A 16,209-nucleotide genomic window follows, 5' to 3' on the forward strand; every position below is an offset into this window, starting at 1 on the left:
GCGGGGTCTTCCAGCCGCAAAAGGTAGCATGGGGCTCGTGACGCAGACCTCGACGCGGCCCGCCGGTGCCGGGAAACCCAGCCCGGCGGCATCCCCCTCGGCAGCCGGGGCAACCGGGGCCACCGCGGTCGCGGTGGAGGCTGGCAGGAAAGCCGCCCGGCCCTGGATCAGCAGGCCAGATGAAGCGTTCACCGTTGAGGCACTGCGGGCCAGGCTGATCGGCACCGGCACGTCGTGGCGCGAGTACCCTCCGTCGCTGCGGCTCTGGTTCGTCCTGGTCCCGGTCCTGACGGCAGTCATCGGCGGCCTCCTCCGGTTCATCCACCTTGAGGTGCCGCACAAGCTGGTGTTCGACGAGACGTATTACGTCAAGGACGCCTACTCCTACCTCATCAGCGGCTACGAGCGCAGCTGGCCGGACAAAGCGAACGATTCCTTCAATGGCGGCAATCCGGACCTCCTGCTGAACACCCCCGAATATGTAGTCCACCCGCCGGTGGGCAAATGGATGATTGCGGCCGGCATGTGGCTGTTCGGGCCGGAGAACCCCTTCGGCTGGCGCTTCGCGGCGGCCCTCACCGGCACCCTCACGGTGCTGCTGGTCTCCCTGATCGCCCTGAAACTGTTCCGCTCGCTTCCGCTGGCCGGCGCCGCCGGGCTGCTCCTCGCCGTCGACGGCCACCACCTGGTGATGTCCAGGACCTCGCTGCTGGACATCTTCCTCACCTTCTGGATCCTTGCCGCCTTCGGCGCCCTCCTGATGGACCGCGACGACGGCCGCCGCCGCCTGGCTGCACGGCTGGCCCGTGCCGCTGCCGGATACGGCGGGCAGCCGCCGGCTTCGGCGCTGCTGGCGGGGCCATGGCTGGGTGTGCGCTGGTGGCGGGTTGCCGCAGGCGTCTGCATGGGCCTGGCGGTGGGAACCAAGTGGTCCGGACTGTTCTTCCTCGCCGGATTCGGCCTCCTCACCGTGCTGTGGGACCTCAACGCACGGCGGGTGGCGGGCATCCGCGGCTGGATCAGCGGCGGCGTGATCCGGGACGGGATTCCTGCGTTCCTCAGCATGGTCCCGGTGGCAGGAATCATCTACGCCGCCACCTGGACGGGCTGGTTCCTGTCGGACAACGCCTACTTCCGCCATTGGGCCGAAAGCAACCCGTCAGCAGAATGGGGTTGGCTGCCCGACCCGGTCCGGTCCCTTGTCCATTACCACCTGGAAGCGTACAAGTTCCACCAGGGGCTCAGCTCCGAGCACCCATACCAGGCGAGCGCCTGGAGCTGGCTGGTGATGGGACGGCCCACCTCGTTCTTCTATGAATCCCCGCCCCAGGGCACGCCCGGCTGCGACGTGGAGAAGTGCACGTCCGCCATCCTGTCCGTCGGAAACCCGCTGATCTGGTGGACGGCGGCCATCGCGCTGGTGGTCCTGCTGTTCTGGTGGGCGGGACGCCGGGACTGGCGGGCCGGTGCCGTGCTGGCGGGTGTCGCGGCGGGCTACCTGCCGTGGTTCATGTACCCGGAGCGGACCATGTTCTACTTCTACGCGGTGTCCTTCGAGCCGTTCCTGGTCCTGGCACTGGTGTATTGCCTTGGCCTGGTCTTGGGCAGGGCCTCGGATCCGCCCTGGCGCCGCCGCTCCGGGCTGTACCTGGTGGTCCTGTTCCTTGTGGCGGCAGTCCTGCTGTCCGCATTTTTCTACCCCATCTGGACAGCCGAAGTGATCCCCTACGTCGACTGGAAGGTCCGGATGTGGATGCCGTCCTGGATCTAGGGCAGGATGTCAACAGAACCCTGGAGGAGCCGCTGCCGCGGCGTGGCAGCGGAAACGGAGACCGGCTGTGAGAGAAGCAAGCACGGAACTGCTGGTTGAGCTGGACGCCAACAGCAACGTGACCGACCTGCTGCTGGAACAGCACGCCGCCAACCCGGCCCGCGCCCTGTACCGGCGGAAGGGCCCCAACGGCTGGGTGGACGTTCCCGTGCAGAAATTCCTCCGGGACGTCAGCGCCCTGGCCAAGGGACTCATCGCCGGCGGCCTGGAACCCGGCGACACCGTGGCCGTGATGTCCCGCACCTCCTATGAGTGGACACTGGTGGACTTTGCCATTTGGTTCGCCGGCGGTGTTACGGTGCCGATCTACGAAACGTCCTCAGCGAGCCAGGTTGAGTGGATTATCCGGGACGCCGGAGTCCGGCGCGTCTTCGCAGGCGAACGGGCCATGGTGCAGCTGGTCACCGGCGTGGTGGCGGGCTCCGCCGAGCTCAGCGACCGCCTGGTCAACGTGGTGCGGATGGATTACGACGGCGAGGCTCCGGACCTTGCCAGCCTCGCCGCTGCAGGGACCGGAGTCAGTGACGCTGAACTGGAGCGGCAGCGCAGCCGTGCGGGGCTGGCCGACCTCGCCTCCCTGGTGTACACGTCCGGCACCACGGGAAGGCCTAAAGGGTGCGAGATCACGCACGGAAACTTCGCCCTGGTGGCCAAGAACATCGTTGCGTTCCTGCCGGAGATCCTGCAGAGGGACCTGGCCCGCACGTTGATGTTCCTGCCGCTGGCCCACGTCCTGGCCCGGGCCGTCCAGGTGGTCTGCGTTACCGCCGGCGCAACCCTGGGTCATAGCCCAGGTGCGGCACAGCTCCTCGAAGATCTTGGCACGTTCCGACCAACTTTCCTGCTGGTGGTGCCGCGCATTTTCGAAAAGGTCCGGGCTACGGCAGCACACAAGGCTGCAGTGGCAGGCAAAGGCAGGCTTTTCGCTGCGGCATCAGCCGCCGCCATCACGTACTCGCGCGAGCAGGACCGGCAAAACCGCGGGGAGGGCCCCGGCCCGGGACTGCTGAACCGGGCGCGCCATGCAGTATATGACCGGCTGGTCTACCCCAGGCTGCGCCAGGCATTCGGCGGCGAGGTGGGCTACACCGTCTCCGGTGCCAGCCACCTTGCTTCCGAGGACGCGCACTTCTTCCGGGGCGTGGGGATTCCCGTCCTCGAAGGGTATGGGCTGACCGAGACCACGGCACCGTGCACCGTCAACACACCGTCCCGCACCAGGGTGGGAACGGTTGGCATCCCCATCCCCGGAACCACCATCCGCGTGGCCGGGGACGGCGAGATCCTGGTCAAGGGAATAGGTGTCTTCAGGGGATATCACGGCAACCCGGCGGCGGACGCCGAGGCGTTCGTGGACGGTTTCTTCCGCACCGGCGACCTTGGCGAGCTGGACAAGGACGGCTTCCTCAGCGTGACGGGCCGGAAAAAGGACCTCCTGGTCACGGCCGGCGGCAAGAACGTGGCGCCCGGGCCGCTGGAAGAGCTGATCCGGACCCACCAGCTGGTGGCCCACGCCGTGGTGGTGGGCGACGGCAAGCCCTTCGTATCAGCCCTCCTGACCCTCGACCCGGAAGGCGTTGCGGACTGGCGTGCTGAACGGAACCTGCCCCCTCTCCCCCTCAGCGAAGCCGCCAACGACCCCCAGGTACTGGCCGCCCTCCAGGAAGCGGTGGATGGGGCTAACCGGACCGTTTCGAAGGCGGAGTCGGTGCGCACGTTCAGGCTGCTGGACGCGGACTTCAGCGTGGAGTCAGGGCACCTCACGCCGTCATTGAAGCTGAAGCGGTCCGCGGTCGTCATGGAGTTCCACGCGGAGATCGCCAAAATCTACGGCTGAGCAGCCTTTTCCTGCTCCGCTTCCACAGGCTCTTCCCGGCGCACCACACCACGGCGGCGGCGGGTGGGCCAGGTGAGGACCAGCGTCACGATGGATGCCAGGAGCACCATGGCCGCGATGGCGATGCCGGCGTCCATCCAGAACTGGCTGGGGAACAGCCGGATCAAGGTGTCGTCCAGGCTGAAGGTCCAGGACCCGTCGGCGAAGAAGATCCGGTGGAACTCAGTGAAGAACTGCTGCCAGCCCAGGGCCGCCAGCGTGCCAAGGCCAAGGATCAGGACCAGCGTGATGACGGAGCCGGCGAAGAGACCGCGCCGGATCCCGCCGGTGCTGCGCTTGCGCAGGTACAGGATGGCGATCAGGGCAAGGAGGAGCAGCAGCGCGCCGGCACCGAAAGTGGACAGGATGACCACCTTGACGTCCGCCATGTGGCTGACTTCGCCGTCTTTGAAAAGCTTCTCGCCGCCGCGGTGCACCAGGTCGCCCAGGTACCGCGGGCCCGCCCAGTTGCTGAGGTAGTCCACCGCGTAGGAACCGTAGGTCATTCGGTCATCAGTGCTGAAGCCGTACCCATCGCCGGGAAAGCCGGGCCGGTTGTATTCCACCCAGAGGAAGAGCGGGCTTGTCACGGCCCGGACGGCCAGGATCAGCAGGATGAACGGATAGATGACGGCGAGCAGGACCTGCATGACGCGCGGCGCCACTGGCTTGGCATTCGCAGCGCTTTCACGCTGGGCGTTGCGACGCTCCACTTCCTCCTCGGGCGGACGGACGTGCAGCGCCGACGTGGGAAGGGGTTCCTTGAAGACAGGAGAATCGTCGCTGCTGCCAGGCCCCGTAGCCGAAGATCCCGCACTTGAGGAACCGGCTGCCGACGATCCTGCCGGAGCATGTCCAGCGGTTGATGATCCGGCGGCGGCTTCCGCAGCCTTGCGGTCAGCCCGGCTTTCAGGCTGTGCCGCGTTGGCCTTGTTCCGGGGCGTCTTGGGGCCGGCTTCGTCGCCCGGCACTCCCGTACCTGGCCCCTCCGCGCCGGGCTGGGCCTGTCCGGACGTGTCGCCGGCGGGCTTGTCCCCGTCCGTTGTTTCACCGGTGGGCTTATCCCCCTCTGGGGTGTCTCCGTGAGATGTGTGTCCGCGAGATGTGCCTCCGCCAGCGGGCGTCAGCCAGGAGAACGCGGGCTCGTCGGAGTCCCCGGACGTGTCCAGGAAAGGTTCCGGCTGCGGCGCAGCGCTTTTGGCGCGGGCCGGTGTTTCGTCATTCACAGCAGCGTCACTTCCGTTGGGTTCCGCGCCGGTCCCAGTCCGCCGGCGCGATTCATTCTGCTGACGAGCCTACCGTCCGGGACTTCCGCTGGGCGAAGAACCACCCCGGCAGGATTACAACGATTCAGGCAGCGATTTCCGTGTAGCCGGCGTCTTCCCGGCGGATGTCCCCGCGTTCCCCGGCCAGGAACGCCCGCCTGCCCCACAGCAGGACATAGACCCAGTACGCGGCGAGAACTGCGGCGCCGATGCCGATCCTGGCCCACGTGGGCAGCGGACTCGGGGTGACGAACCCTTCCACCAGCCCCGAGACGAACAGTACGAGGACCAGCCCCAGGGCCACCGTGATCAGTGACCGGCCTTCCTCCGCTACCGCGCGGCCTCGGGTGCGCGGCCCGGGCGAGACCATAGCCCAAAAGATCCGCAGGCCTGCCGCGGAGGCAACAAAGACGGCGGTGAGCTCCATCAGCCCGTGCGGCAGGATGTAGCTGTAAAACACGTCGGATTTACCGGCTGAGGCAAAGATGCCGGCAGCGATGCCCACCCCCTGGGCGTTACTGAACAGGATCATCGGTACCCACACTCCGGTGATGCCCAGTGCCACGGCCTGCGCACTGATCCATGCGTTGTTTGTCCACACGGCCCCGGCAAAGGACGCTGCAGGATTCTCCGAGTAGTAATTGATGAAGTCCTCGTTCACGTACTGGGCTGCCGCGGTCTCCGAGGCCACCGCCCTGAGTGCTTCAGGGGACGTGCCGATCCACGCGGCGTAGCTGGCCGCGACGAGGACGAATGCTGCTCCGCAGGCGACGGTAAGCCAGGTCAGCCGGTACAGCGCCGCCGGCAGGGCCACCACGAAGAACCGGGCCAGGTCGGCCATTGCGTTGGACCGTGCACCGGTGAAGCGCGTCCTGGCCAGCGCCAGCGTGGCGGAGAGGGACGCGGAGAGCCCGCTTTCGGGGGCCAGCGAGCGGACCAGCGAGAGGTGCCCGGACGTGGACTGGTACAGCGTCAGCAATTCGTCGGCCTCGGCACCGGTCAGCCTGCCCTTTCCGGCAAGTGCCTGCAGCCGTGCCCATTTGTCCGCGTTGACGGCGGCGAAGGCATCCATGTCCACGGCTACAGCCTAGCGCCCGGCATAGACTTTGAGCGTCCGCACCGTCCGATCATCAACTGCGAAGGGCTGGTCCGCAGAGTGAGCCCAATCATCACCGGCGAGGCCGTAGTACTGGAACTGCGGCCCGCGACTTTCGCCGCGCGCGCCCTGGGCCTGGCCATCGACGTCGTGGTCCACGTGGTCCTGCTCGTGCTGATCATGATCGGCTTGTCGGCCGCCGGCGCCGACCTGGATGAGGCGGCCGCACGCGCCCTTGGCCTTGCCGCGGTCGTGTTCTGCCTGGTGGTGGTGCCGGTGGCAGTGGAGACGCTGAGCCGGGGGCGGTCGCTCGGCAAACTGGCCACGGGCCTGCGCGTGGTCCGTGAGGACGGCGGCGCCACCCGGTTCCGGCACGCCGTGATCCGCGGACTGACCGGATTCCTGGAGATCTACCTGACGTTCGGCGGCCTTGCCCTTGCCGTGGCGCTCTTCAACGAAAAGTCCCGGCGGCTGGGCGACCTGCTGGCCGGAACCTACGCCGTGCGAAGCCGGGTTCCGGCGGAGCAGGCCATCCAGGTTTACGTACCACCGCACCTGCAGTCCTGGGCCGCCGCCGCGGACATTGGGCGCATCCCCGACGCCACCGCGCGCAGGGCCGCTCAATTCATCCGTCAGGCGGGCCGCATGGCGCCGCTGTCGAGGGCCGGGATGGCTGCAGCGATCGCCGCCGAACTTTCCGCCCATGTAGCCCCGGCGCCGCCGCCTGGAACCGGCCCCGATGACTACCTGGCCGCCGTCGTAGCTGAACGGCGGAACAGGGAGTTCACCAGGTTGTCGCAGTCACGCCGCCGGTACACCGAAACCGGGCAGCGGCTGCAGCGGCTGCCGTTCGGCAACTGACCTAATTGTCGTACTCAGCCCACGGGATGTTCCAGTCGCCGAACCCGTCAGTGTTCGCCGCGTAGTCCCCTTCGGTGTTGATGATCTGGACCACGTCACCGGTGCCCATGTTGTCGAACACCCAGGCCGCCCCGTCAGGCAGGAAACCGATGCAGCCGTGGGACACGTTGGCGTTCCCGATGTACGGGTAAGCGGACTCGAGTGCCTGGTGGATGTAGGCGCCGCTCAGGGTAAGGCGGATGGTGTATTCGACGTCGACCTCACCATAATAGGCGGGGTCGTCCGGCTTCAGGCCGATACTCGCCGCCCGGAAATGGTCGTAGCGGTTCTTCTCCATCAGCACCCCGAATCCCTTGGCCGAGGGGAATCGCTTGTCCCCCATGCTGACCGGCAGGGTCTTAACCGGCTGGTCATTGACGCTCAGCGTGAACGTGTGCGCCGTGGCATCGGCCACGGCCACCTTCTTGTCCCCGATGGCGACGTTCACCTTCTTGTTGAAGTTGGCAATCTGCCCGTTTCCGAGGTCAACGCCGAAGAGCTGCATGTCCATGGTGACGGTGGAGTTGGCAGCCCAGAAGTTCTCCGGGCGGTACCGGACCATGGTGTCGCTGTACCAGTGGAATGCCCCGGTCTGCCCTGCCGTGGTGGTGATTTTTATGGCTTTTTCCACCGCAGCACGGTTGGTCACAGGCTCGCTGAAGATGACCTGCAGGGGCTGGCCTACACCCACCTTCATCCCGTTGAGGGGGTAGATGGCGGCGTCTGCCTCGTGGGAGCTGGAGACGGTGTTGAAGGACTGGGTGGTGCTTGTTTCGCGCCCCGCAGAGTCCTTGACCACGTAGGTGTAGCTGTACTCGGTGTTGAACTCCAAAGGCGCGGTGGCCGACCACGACGTCCCGCCGTCGTCGATGCTGCCGTCTATGGTCTTTCCGGCAGTGCTGGCGAGGGTGACGCGCTGGATGATCCCGTTGCCCACCTTCAGGGAAACAGGCGCGGCGGGATTGACCTGCTTGGCGCCGTCGGCAGGTGCGGCGTCGACCTTGACCGGCGGGACAACGGGCGATGCGATGCCCGGCGATGTGCGCAGCGCGGAACCTGCTTCCGATTCCAGGGGTCCGCCGGCAAGGCCCGGAGCGACGGCGGCGAAAACCCCGCCCAGGGCAGCCAGGACACAGACGGCAACCACCGCAAGTATTTTCTTGGCTTTCCCCCGGCTGCGGGGCTTTACATCAGGCTCCATGTTTTTGATCCTACGTGCAGCGGATAACGGCCCGGGCGCTTGGCAGCGCCCGGGCCCTTACATCTCAGTAACGATAGTGCTCGGGCTTGTACGGTCCTGCGGCGTCGATGTCCAGGTATTCCGCCTGCTCCTTGGTCAGCTCGGTGAGCTCAACACCCAGGGCGTCCAGGTGCAACCGGGCCACCTTCTCATCCAGAACCTTCGGCAGGACATAGACCTGGTTCCCGTACTCGTGCTGGTCCCGCTTGGTCCACAGTTCGATCTGCGCAATGGTCTGGTTGGCGAACGAGTTGCTCATGACAAAGGACGGGTGGCCGGTGGCGTTGCCCAGGTTGAGCAGCCGGCCCTCGGACAGGACGATGATCGAGCGCTCGGTACCCGTGCCTTCGTCGAAGACCCACTCGTGGACCTGCGGCTTGATTTCGACTTTCTTCACGCCGGGAATCCGGGCCAGGCCTGCGATGTCGATTTCATTGTCGAAATGGCCGATGTTGCCCACGATGGCCTTGTTCTTCATGCATGCCATGTGTTCGGCAAGGATGACGTCCTTGTTGCCGGTGGTGGTGATGAAGATGTCGCCCTGGGCCAGGACCGATTCCAGCTTGGCCACCTGGTAGCCGTCCATGGCCGCCTGAAGCGCACAGATGGGATCGATTTCGGTGACAATGACGCGTGAGCCCTGGCCGCGGAGTGCTTCCGCCGCGCCCTTGCCAACGTCGCCGTAGCCGCAGACGACTGCCACCTTGCCGCCCATGAGCACATCGGTGGCACGGTTGATGCCGTCCGGCAGGGAGTGGCGGATGCCGTACTTGTTGTCGAACTTGCTCTTGGTCACGGAGTCGTTGACGTTGATGGCGGGGAACAGCAGCCTGCCCTGGTCGGCCAGCTGGTAGAGGCGGTGGACGCCGGTGGTGGTTTCCTCGCTGACGCCCCTGATCGTCGCTGCCGTCCGGGTCCACTTCTTCGCATCAGCGGCAAGGGACCGGCGGAGGACGTCAAGGAAGATGCCGTACTCTTCGGAATCCTCGGGGCCAGCGGAGGGAACGTTGCCCACTGCCTCGAACTCCACACCCTTGTGAACCAGCATGGTGGCGTCGCCGCCGTCGTCAAGAATCATGTTGGGGCCCAGTTCCGGGTTGGACTCGGCGCCGGGCCAGGTGAGGATCTGCTCGGCCGTCCACCAGTATTCCTCGAGGGTCTCGCCCTTCCAGGCGAACACGGGCACGCCCTGCGGGTCTTCGACGGTGCCCTTGCCCACCACCACGGCCGCCGCGGCCTCGTCCTGGGTGGAGAAGATGTTGCAGGAAGCCCAGCGGACCTCGGCACCCAGCGCTGTGAGGGTCTCGATCAGCACCGCTGTCTGGACGGTCATGTGCAGGGAACCGGCGATCCGGGCACCCTTAAGCGGCTGGGAGGGACCGAATTCCTCGCGGAGGGACATCAGGCCGGGCATTTCGTGCTCCGCAAGGCGGATCTGGTGGCGGCCGGCTTCCGCCAGGGAGATGTCGGCAACCTTGTACTCAAAAGTCATGGGTGGTCCTTTGCTTGGTCCGGGTCCTGGTCCAGTCCCCGTTCTGCTGTTTCCGTGCGGGCGAATGCAGGTAGATTATTGCCCTGCTGCAGCGGGATCGTGCTGGTCAGAACCTGCGGAGGCTGCTGCGGCCAGCAGTTCCGGAGGCAGCAGCAGAGGGATCCCGTCCTCGATGGCGTACCGGTTCCTGGCGCCCGTCTCCCCGGCGGCGGTGGCCACCAGCTCTTCCCCCTCCTGGACCAGGGGCGACCCGGTCACGGGGCAACGCAGGACGGACAACAGCTCGGGGCTGATCTTTGGCATTTGGTTCATGCTCCCTGGCGGGCGCGCTCGCGCCGGTAGCGGAAAAGATGTGCAGCCTCCAGCGTACCGCCAGATGGGTCAGGAAGGTTCCCGGAGGACCCGCAGGTGGCCGCGGCGTGCCCCTTCAGCGCCGGCCGGAGCTTCCAGGGCGGAATGGTGGCCCCGCTGGGCGGGCGCTTGCTCTTCCGGAGGGAGCGCCGCGGCGTCACGCACGGCATTTGCGAGGGCCAGCAGGTCATCGGGGCCGGGCTGCTGCGGACTGGACGGCATTGCCAGGCGCAGCACTTCCCAACCGCGGGGAACTGTCAACGAATCAGCGTGCTGCTCGCAGAGGTCGTAGCAGTGCGGCTCCGCGTACGTGGCCAACGGCCCCAGGACAGCGGTGGAGTCTGCATATACGTACGTCAGGGTGGCTACCGCCGACTGGCGGCAGGCAGACCTTGAACACTGACGGATAGCTCCCACGACATCACAGACTACCCCTTCCCCGCCCGGATCCCGCGCATTGTCCGTCCGAGGAGACGCGTCCGGTGCAGCCGGGAGGATGTATCGCGTAAATCCTCCCCCGGGTTTACAGTCGATGTATGCAGTCATCGAACCATGAATCAGGTTTTTCGGTCCGGTTGGCTGACCCGGATGCCCCAGCGGCAACGGGCATGGAGACCGCCGGCAGGAGCTTTTTCAGGCGGCGCCGGAACCGCCACGGGCGCGGCCTTCGCGGCGAGGTGATGTTGCCCGCGCACCCGGGCTACCGGACCCGCGGCGACCGTTTCGACGACATGGTGCTGGATTCCGCGCAGCGGCTGCACGACATCTGGGGCAAAACGCTCGACGGCGTCAGGTTCGGCGTGGACGAGATCCCGCCGGACCTTGAGCAACTGGCTGCCAACGCGGCCCCCGCACCGATGGGCGCCTACAACCCCGCCGCGGGCGATGACGGGCCCACCATCACCGTGTACCGGCGGGTGGTGGAACAGGCATGCTCCAGCGTGGAAGAGCTTCAGGACCTGGTCCATGACGTGGTGGTTGAGCACACGGCGGAAATGCTGGGCGTTGCGCCGGAGACGCTGGACCCCGTGTACCGCCGCCGCTACTGAAAGCGGGACCTAGTAGCCCAGCGTGACGGGCACCGTTTCCTGGCCGGCAGCGGCAGCAAGGAACGCCAGGGTTGAGATGTCGTTGCGCCCGTCCTGCCCCACCAGTACCGCGCCATAGGCGGCGTCACCGGACGCGGAGACCACATAGCCCACAACGTCGGCACCATCGGCCTGCTCAGGAATGGTGATGGACGCGGTTGTTCCGCCCGCGATGTCGGCGGTGGCGCCTGCCCGCACCTTTCCATCAGCCGTGATGGGCGCGTACGTGATGGTGGCCCGGGCGTCCAGGGCCCCAAACACCAACTGGCGAAGGCCGCCCTTCGGGACGGGAACCACGTGCTGGCTCCCAAGCCGCACGGCCGACGGTGCCCAGGCAACGTCCAAGGGCTGCCCCGGCTGCAGCCCGCGGCCCATGCGCGCTGCGGCGACAAAGGAGACATCGGACGAGGCCGCCACGGTGTACTGCCCGGCGGGCACACCGGCCAGGGACACCTCAGTGGTGGACCCGGCCTTCGCGGTGATGACGCCGCCGGAGGGAAGCGCGTGCTGGCCATCCCGCCCATACAGCTTGATCTCCACCACTGCATCTGACGCGCCGGGAACGGTGAGCTCGAGGGCGGGCCCGGCATCCTTATAGCCGGGCTGTGCTGTCAGGGCAGCGGTCCCCGCGGGGTCCTGGATGTCCACGCCCGTCATCACCTGGCGGACGGACGGAGCAGTGCCCGGGGTGATGAAGTCCACACCGCCCGGAGTGAGGCCGCGCAGGACGCTCTGCTGGATGGAGGCGGCAACCGGACCGCCGGCGCTGCGGACGTGCACCGTGAGGCTGGCCTCGTTGGGTGCCAGGCCGGCGAGGACCACGCTGCGGGTGGTGCCGGGGGCAACCAGCAGGCCGCGGCTGCCCGGCGCCTGGACCTGCCCGCCGGCACCAAACAATTCCAGGCTCACCGTGGCCGGGGTGCTGGAGGCATTGGTCAGGGCGAGCACGGAAGTGCGTCCAACCGTGGTGCCGGCACCGGCCAGCCATTGGTCGTTCGAAGGTTGACCGCAGGTGGCAGCGGCGCTTCCCTGCAGGTCGCCGTCCCTGGCGGTGTACTTCATGGCGCCTGCGGCGGATGCATTCTGGTTTGCCACGGCGTTGGCGGTCAGCACGCTTACCTGGTCCACCGCCCGATCCGCGGCTACTCCGGCAAGAAGCTCCTGGGGCGCTGCGGCCGTGGGGGCCGGACCAGGGTCCTTGGAGATGTCGACGCCGGCCGTTCCGTCCAGTCGCGCGAGCCGGCTCCCCGGGAGCACGCCTCCGGCGCTGAGAACGGCGGCACTGACCCTGGTTGCCGCGGTGGCGGACTCGGGCCGGAACTGCGCGTCGGTACCGGCGTCGGTGCCCTCCAGCAGCCGCGCAGGGCCGGGGCAGACGCCAAGGCTGGCTCCTGCCGGGACGGCGGCTTCCGCCGCCGGCACTGTCCGGCTGGATTCCGGCGCCGCCATCAGCGACCCTCCAGCCACCAGCGCTCCGCCGCCGGCAAGGATGAGGACGCCTGCCGCAACTCCGGCCACGGATGCTGCCCGCACCTTTCCGACCGGCACCCGGGTGGCACCACGGCCCGACTTTTCCCTGCCTTCGCCGGCTCCCGTTCCGGCCGCCTTTCCCGCCTGCGGCAGCTTCCCTCCCTTTGTCGGAGCCTCGTCGGCAGCCGGTGGGGTGTGCTCATGCATGTTGGTGTTCCTTACGCAGGGAGCCCTCGTCACGCGAGAGACCGGTCCGCGGACGTCGGGCCGGCATGGGAATTGCCAGGATGGCAGTCAGCCCTATCACGGTGATTTGGGCGGCTGCTGCCCAGAACGACCACGGGCTTTCGTAGCGGACCGTCAGCTGGCCGGGCGACGCCGGAAGGGTGAAGGCCTGGGACCACCCGGCGGCGGTGGAGGTCAGCTTCCGGCCATCGAGCCAGGCGCTCCAGCCGGGATCAGCCCGCTCGGCAAGTACCACCAGGCGGCCTTCCGGCCCCGCCGGAACGGCGGCGTCAACCCCATCCGTCCCGGAGGCGACCAAAGCCGTGGCCGCGCCGCGGGAATCCACAATCCGGACGCGGTGGGCCACGTCGGCAGCCTGGAGAGCTGGCTGGTTCAGCGGACTGATGCGCCACAGCCAGCCAACGTCGGTCTGCCCGACGGCCACCAGGCCGGGGACTGCATCCATCCGGCTGGCGGTGAGCTGGGCTGCGGTGTCCGCGGCGCGCAGCACGACGAATCCAACGCCGAGCTGTTCCAGGTCGCCGCGGGGATCCACGCCCTGCCCCGCCACCAGGGTGGCCACCACGCGGCGGAGAGCTGCGGTGACGTCGTCGTCGCCGCGCACCTCCTCCGCACCGGGCGGGCCGATGATGCTGCGTGCTGAAGCGATGGCCGAGAGGCTGTCCAGCGTGGTGCCGGACCCGCGCATCAATGACGCGCTGAAGGTGCCGCCTTCTCCCGTACTGAGCAGTAGTGTCCGTGTCTGTTCCGGCCCGGTCCCCCGATCCACGGCGGTGGCAGGAAGGGACCGGCCGGTGGAGGCCTCCACCAGCCGCGGGGTGCCCAGCGCACCTTCATTCCCCGCAGTTTCTGGTGCTGAGACGGGGTTGGCCCCCTGGGGTGAAGAAGGCTGGATGGCGGCGCTTCCGGCGGGTCGCAGCAGGTTCTGCGCGGACCAGGCAGCCATCCCGGCCAGGGGTCCTGCCAGCAACACCACCAGGCCCAGCGCCAGTCCGGCACGCCTTGCCCTTCCGGTCTTCGCCGCAGTGCCGGATAGCCGGTCGGTCGTGGACAGGAGTTGTTCGGATCCGAGGAGTGCAGCAGCCAGCAGGGCAAAGGACACGGCGGACACTGCCGGTCCGGTGAAAGGCGTCACCAGGACGCCTGTGTTGAACCCGGTGGCGACATGGCTGGTGACCCATCCGCTGGCCAGCGCGATGACCGCCGCAATCCAGAAGCACCTGGCGGTCCGCGCCCGGCGCCCCGCGCTGAAGAGTCCCACCATCGCAAGGAGCAGCACCGGCCCGGCGATGAGCAGCGCGAGCAGCAGGGCCCACGGCACGGTGCCTCCGGTGAAAGCTGCCAGTCCTTGCAGGCCGGCGGCAGGATCGAAGGATAGGGGCTGGCCCAGGATCTGCTGCCACAGCGGGGCAGCGTCGAACCCCAGCGGCAGCCCTGGGTCTGCCAGGATGGCGCGCGGCCGGTCGAGCGTAGACAGCGCAAACGGGATAAACAGGGCCGCGGGGGGCAACAGCGCCCACCACACGGTCCGCCCGCGCCGCCCCAGCAGCAGTCCGGCGAGCACGACGACCACGGTGGCCGGGACCAGCAGGGAGGGGGCAGCAGCAGTAGTGACGGCCAGCGCAAGGCCCGCAGCCGCAGCTGCGGTCCACGACGGCATGCCATTGATCCCCGGCTTGGCCGGCGGCTGGTCGGTGGAGCTGTCGGCAGATGAAGCAGCGGCGTCATAGGGGCCGTGGCCCACCGCGGATCCCGTGGCCCGAAGCAGGCCCAGGACCACCAGCGGCAGCATGATGTGCGCAAAGAGTGCCCCTGCCCGCCCCTGGTTAAGTGCGGCCTGGAGTGCCGGGGCCGCTGCCCAGAAGAGCGCCGCCACCAGGCGCAGCCGGCGGCGTACAGTCACCCCGCCGGCCGCGAACCATGCGGTGAGGCCGGACAGCGGGGCGCCCAGCAGGAGCAGCCAGGCCATCGCCGGGTTGGCGTCGCCTCCGCCCAGGACTCCGATGATCCACAGGACGTAGTCAAAGGGGTCCCCGTGGCCGGGAACGCCCGCTCCGAGGCTGATCCACCACGTGGAGGCGTTGTGCCAGATGTCGCCCAGGCGGGCGGAGACAGGAATCAGGGCGCCGCCGGTTACGGCGCCGGCGCGGAACAGTCCCGCGAGTGCCAGGAGCGAGGCCACGGAGGCAATGATGACGGCGGCCAGCGCACCGTTGCCCACCCATCCGCGTTTGCTGGTGGCCAGGGCGGCGAAATCATCTGCGGCGTCCCCGGTGGGCTGGTGCGCGAGGGGGTCCTGCACAAGGTGGTCGGCGCCGGACCCGTCGGATCCCAGCGCCTCCATCAGTGACCGGCGGTGGCTCCACACCTCCCGGCGGGGGGTCTGGAGCTTGCGGATGACGGACCGGCGGATTCGCCGCGTCCGTTTGGCTGCCCGGCGCGCCTTTGCCACGGCGCCTGGCCTGCCCAGCGCAGCGCAGGTGGCAAGAAGCTGGGAAATTCCGTGGCCCGGGTCCTTCACCACGATGCTCAGGACCAACTTGAAGAGGCTGCCCAGCAGGGCGCCGATGCCATGGACAGGCACCATCCACAGGGGGCTGTGCTTCAGCCGCAGATGGACCTGCGCCTTACGTGCCGCCGATGGGTTTCCAAGCGCATGCGGCCGGTGCGCCACATGGAACATCCGTGCTGCGGGAACCACCACCACGCGGTGGCCTGCCAGACGGTTCCGCCAGCAGAAGTCGACGTCGTCGCCGCTGCCCGGCAGGGCGGGGTCGAAACCGCCGAGTTGCTCCCAGACGTCACGGCGCACCAGCATGCCGGCGGAGTTGACGGCAAAGGTATCGGTGCGGCCGTCGTACTGGCCCTGGTCCATTTCATCGGCATCGATCAGGGTAAGACGCTCGGCCCACCGGCTCGTGGAAAGCCCTACGTCGATGAGCCGCCGCGGCGAATGCCAGTCCAGTTGCTTGCAGCCGGCAACGGTTACCGACGGTGCGCGCTCCACGGCGCCCAAAAGTTCGGCAAGGGCCTCCGGCGCCGGCGCTGCGTCGTCGTGCAGCAGCCAGATCCACTCCGTCCTTCCACCGCCGCCGTCACCGCGGACGGGCACCAGTTCGGCGAGTGCCGCGGAGACTGCGGCGCCCATGCCGCCCTTGTTCCGGGTGTGGCTGAGAACGCGGGCGTCACCCAGGGCCTCCCGGAGGAGGCGGCCGGAGTCGTCGCTGGAACCGGCGTCCATACCCACGGCCTGGTCAACGGGCCGGGTTTGGGACGCCAGGGCTGAAAGGGTTCTGTGCAGATAAGCACTGCCGTTGTGGGCAACCACAACGGCAGTGACATGGACATCCTGAA

Annotated in this window: 12 protein-coding genes; 4 read left to right on the forward strand and 8 right to left on the reverse strand. The window is 67.8% G+C overall.

The features are described from left to right. Positions 1-28 precede the first annotated feature (28 nt). Together QF031_RS13815 and QF031_RS13820 are read left to right on the forward strand one after the other, a co-directional pair. Positions 29-1,771 carry a dolichyl-phosphate-mannose--protein mannosyltransferase gene (locus QF031_RS13815; RefSeq protein ID WP_307429105.1) on the forward strand — a complete coding sequence of 581 codons (1,743 nt, stop codon included), beginning with the start codon at positions 29-31 and terminating at the stop codon, positions 1,769-1,771. 67 nt (positions 1,772-1,838) lie between these two features. Beyond that, a complete protein-coding gene (locus QF031_RS13820; RefSeq protein WP_307429108.1) occupies positions 1,839-3,668 on the forward strand; it encodes an AMP-dependent synthetase/ligase in 1,830 nt (609 codons plus the stop codon). On the opposite strand, the gene QF031_RS13825 is transcribed toward QF031_RS13820, so the two are convergent. Together QF031_RS13825 and QF031_RS13830 are read right to left on the reverse strand one after the other, a co-directional pair. Beyond that, positions 3,659-4,933, reverse strand: a complete 1,275-nt coding sequence (locus tag QF031_RS13825) for a TIGR01906 family membrane protein (RefSeq protein WP_307429111.1) — start codon at positions 4,931-4,933, stop codon at positions 3,659-3,661. The two genes, QF031_RS13820 and QF031_RS13825, sit on opposite strands and share 10 nt — an antisense overlap. Positions 4,934-5,057: 124 nt before the next feature. Beyond that, complete coding sequence (locus tag QF031_RS13830) at positions 5,058-6,050, reverse strand: stage II sporulation protein M (RefSeq protein ID WP_307429113.1); 993 nt, start codon at positions 6,048-6,050, stop codon at positions 5,058-5,060. Between the two features lie 78 nt (positions 6,051-6,128). Between QF031_RS13830 and QF031_RS13835 the strand changes: the two genes are divergently transcribed. Beyond that, positions 6,129-6,929: an RDD family protein gene (locus tag QF031_RS13835; protein WP_307429116.1), complete on the forward strand. Its 801-nt coding sequence runs from the start codon at positions 6,129-6,131 to the stop codon at positions 6,927-6,929. 1 nt (position 6,930) lies between these two features. On the opposite strand, the gene QF031_RS13840 is transcribed toward QF031_RS13835, so the two are convergent. From QF031_RS13840 to QF031_RS13855, 4 genes are all read right to left on the reverse strand, one after another. Continuing rightward, on the reverse strand, positions 6,931-8,169 hold the full coding sequence (locus tag QF031_RS13840) for a L,D-transpeptidase (RefSeq protein WP_307429119.1): 1,239 nt from the start codon (positions 8,167-8,169) through the stop codon (positions 6,931-6,933). A gap of 64 nt (positions 8,170-8,233) precedes the next feature. Then, a complete protein-coding gene (gene ahcY, locus QF031_RS13845) occupies positions 8,234-9,700 on the reverse strand; it encodes an adenosylhomocysteinase (RefSeq protein ID WP_307429122.1) in 1,467 nt (488 codons plus the stop codon). 75 nt (positions 9,701-9,775) lie between these two features. Further along, on the reverse strand, positions 9,776-10,003 hold the full coding sequence (locus QF031_RS13850) for a Trm112 family protein (RefSeq protein ID WP_307433356.1): 228 nt from the start codon (positions 10,001-10,003) through the stop codon (positions 9,776-9,778). A 78-nt stretch (positions 10,004-10,081) separates the two neighbouring features. Then, positions 10,082-10,468: a DUF3499 domain-containing protein gene (locus QF031_RS13855; RefSeq protein ID WP_307429124.1), complete on the reverse strand. Its 387-nt coding sequence runs from the start codon at positions 10,466-10,468 to the stop codon at positions 10,082-10,084. Between the two features lie 119 nt (positions 10,469-10,587). Here QF031_RS13855 and QF031_RS13860 point away from each other — a divergent pair, with 119 nt between their 5' ends. After that, a complete protein-coding gene (locus QF031_RS13860) occupies positions 10,588-11,100 on the forward strand; it encodes a metallopeptidase family protein (RefSeq protein WP_307429127.1) in 513 nt (170 codons plus the stop codon). Between the two features lie 9 nt (positions 11,101-11,109). On the opposite strand, the gene QF031_RS13865 is transcribed toward QF031_RS13860, so the two are convergent. Together QF031_RS13865 and QF031_RS13870 are read right to left on the reverse strand one after the other, a co-directional pair. Then, positions 11,110-12,816, reverse strand: a complete 1,707-nt coding sequence (locus tag QF031_RS13865; RefSeq protein ID WP_307429130.1) for a DUF5719 family protein — start codon at positions 12,814-12,816, stop codon at positions 11,110-11,112. Beyond that, a complete protein-coding gene (locus QF031_RS13870) occupies positions 12,809-16,183 on the reverse strand; it encodes a glycosyltransferase family 2 protein (protein ID WP_370874516.1) in 3,375 nt (1,124 codons plus the stop codon). The genes QF031_RS13865 and QF031_RS13870 overlap by 8 nt, the downstream gene beginning before the upstream one ends. Positions 16,184-16,209 lie beyond the last annotated feature (26 nt).

The organism is Pseudarthrobacter defluvii (assembly GCF_030816725.1).
Classification (GTDB): domain Bacteria; phylum Actinomycetota; class Actinomycetes; order Actinomycetales; family Micrococcaceae; genus Arthrobacter; species Arthrobacter defluvii_A.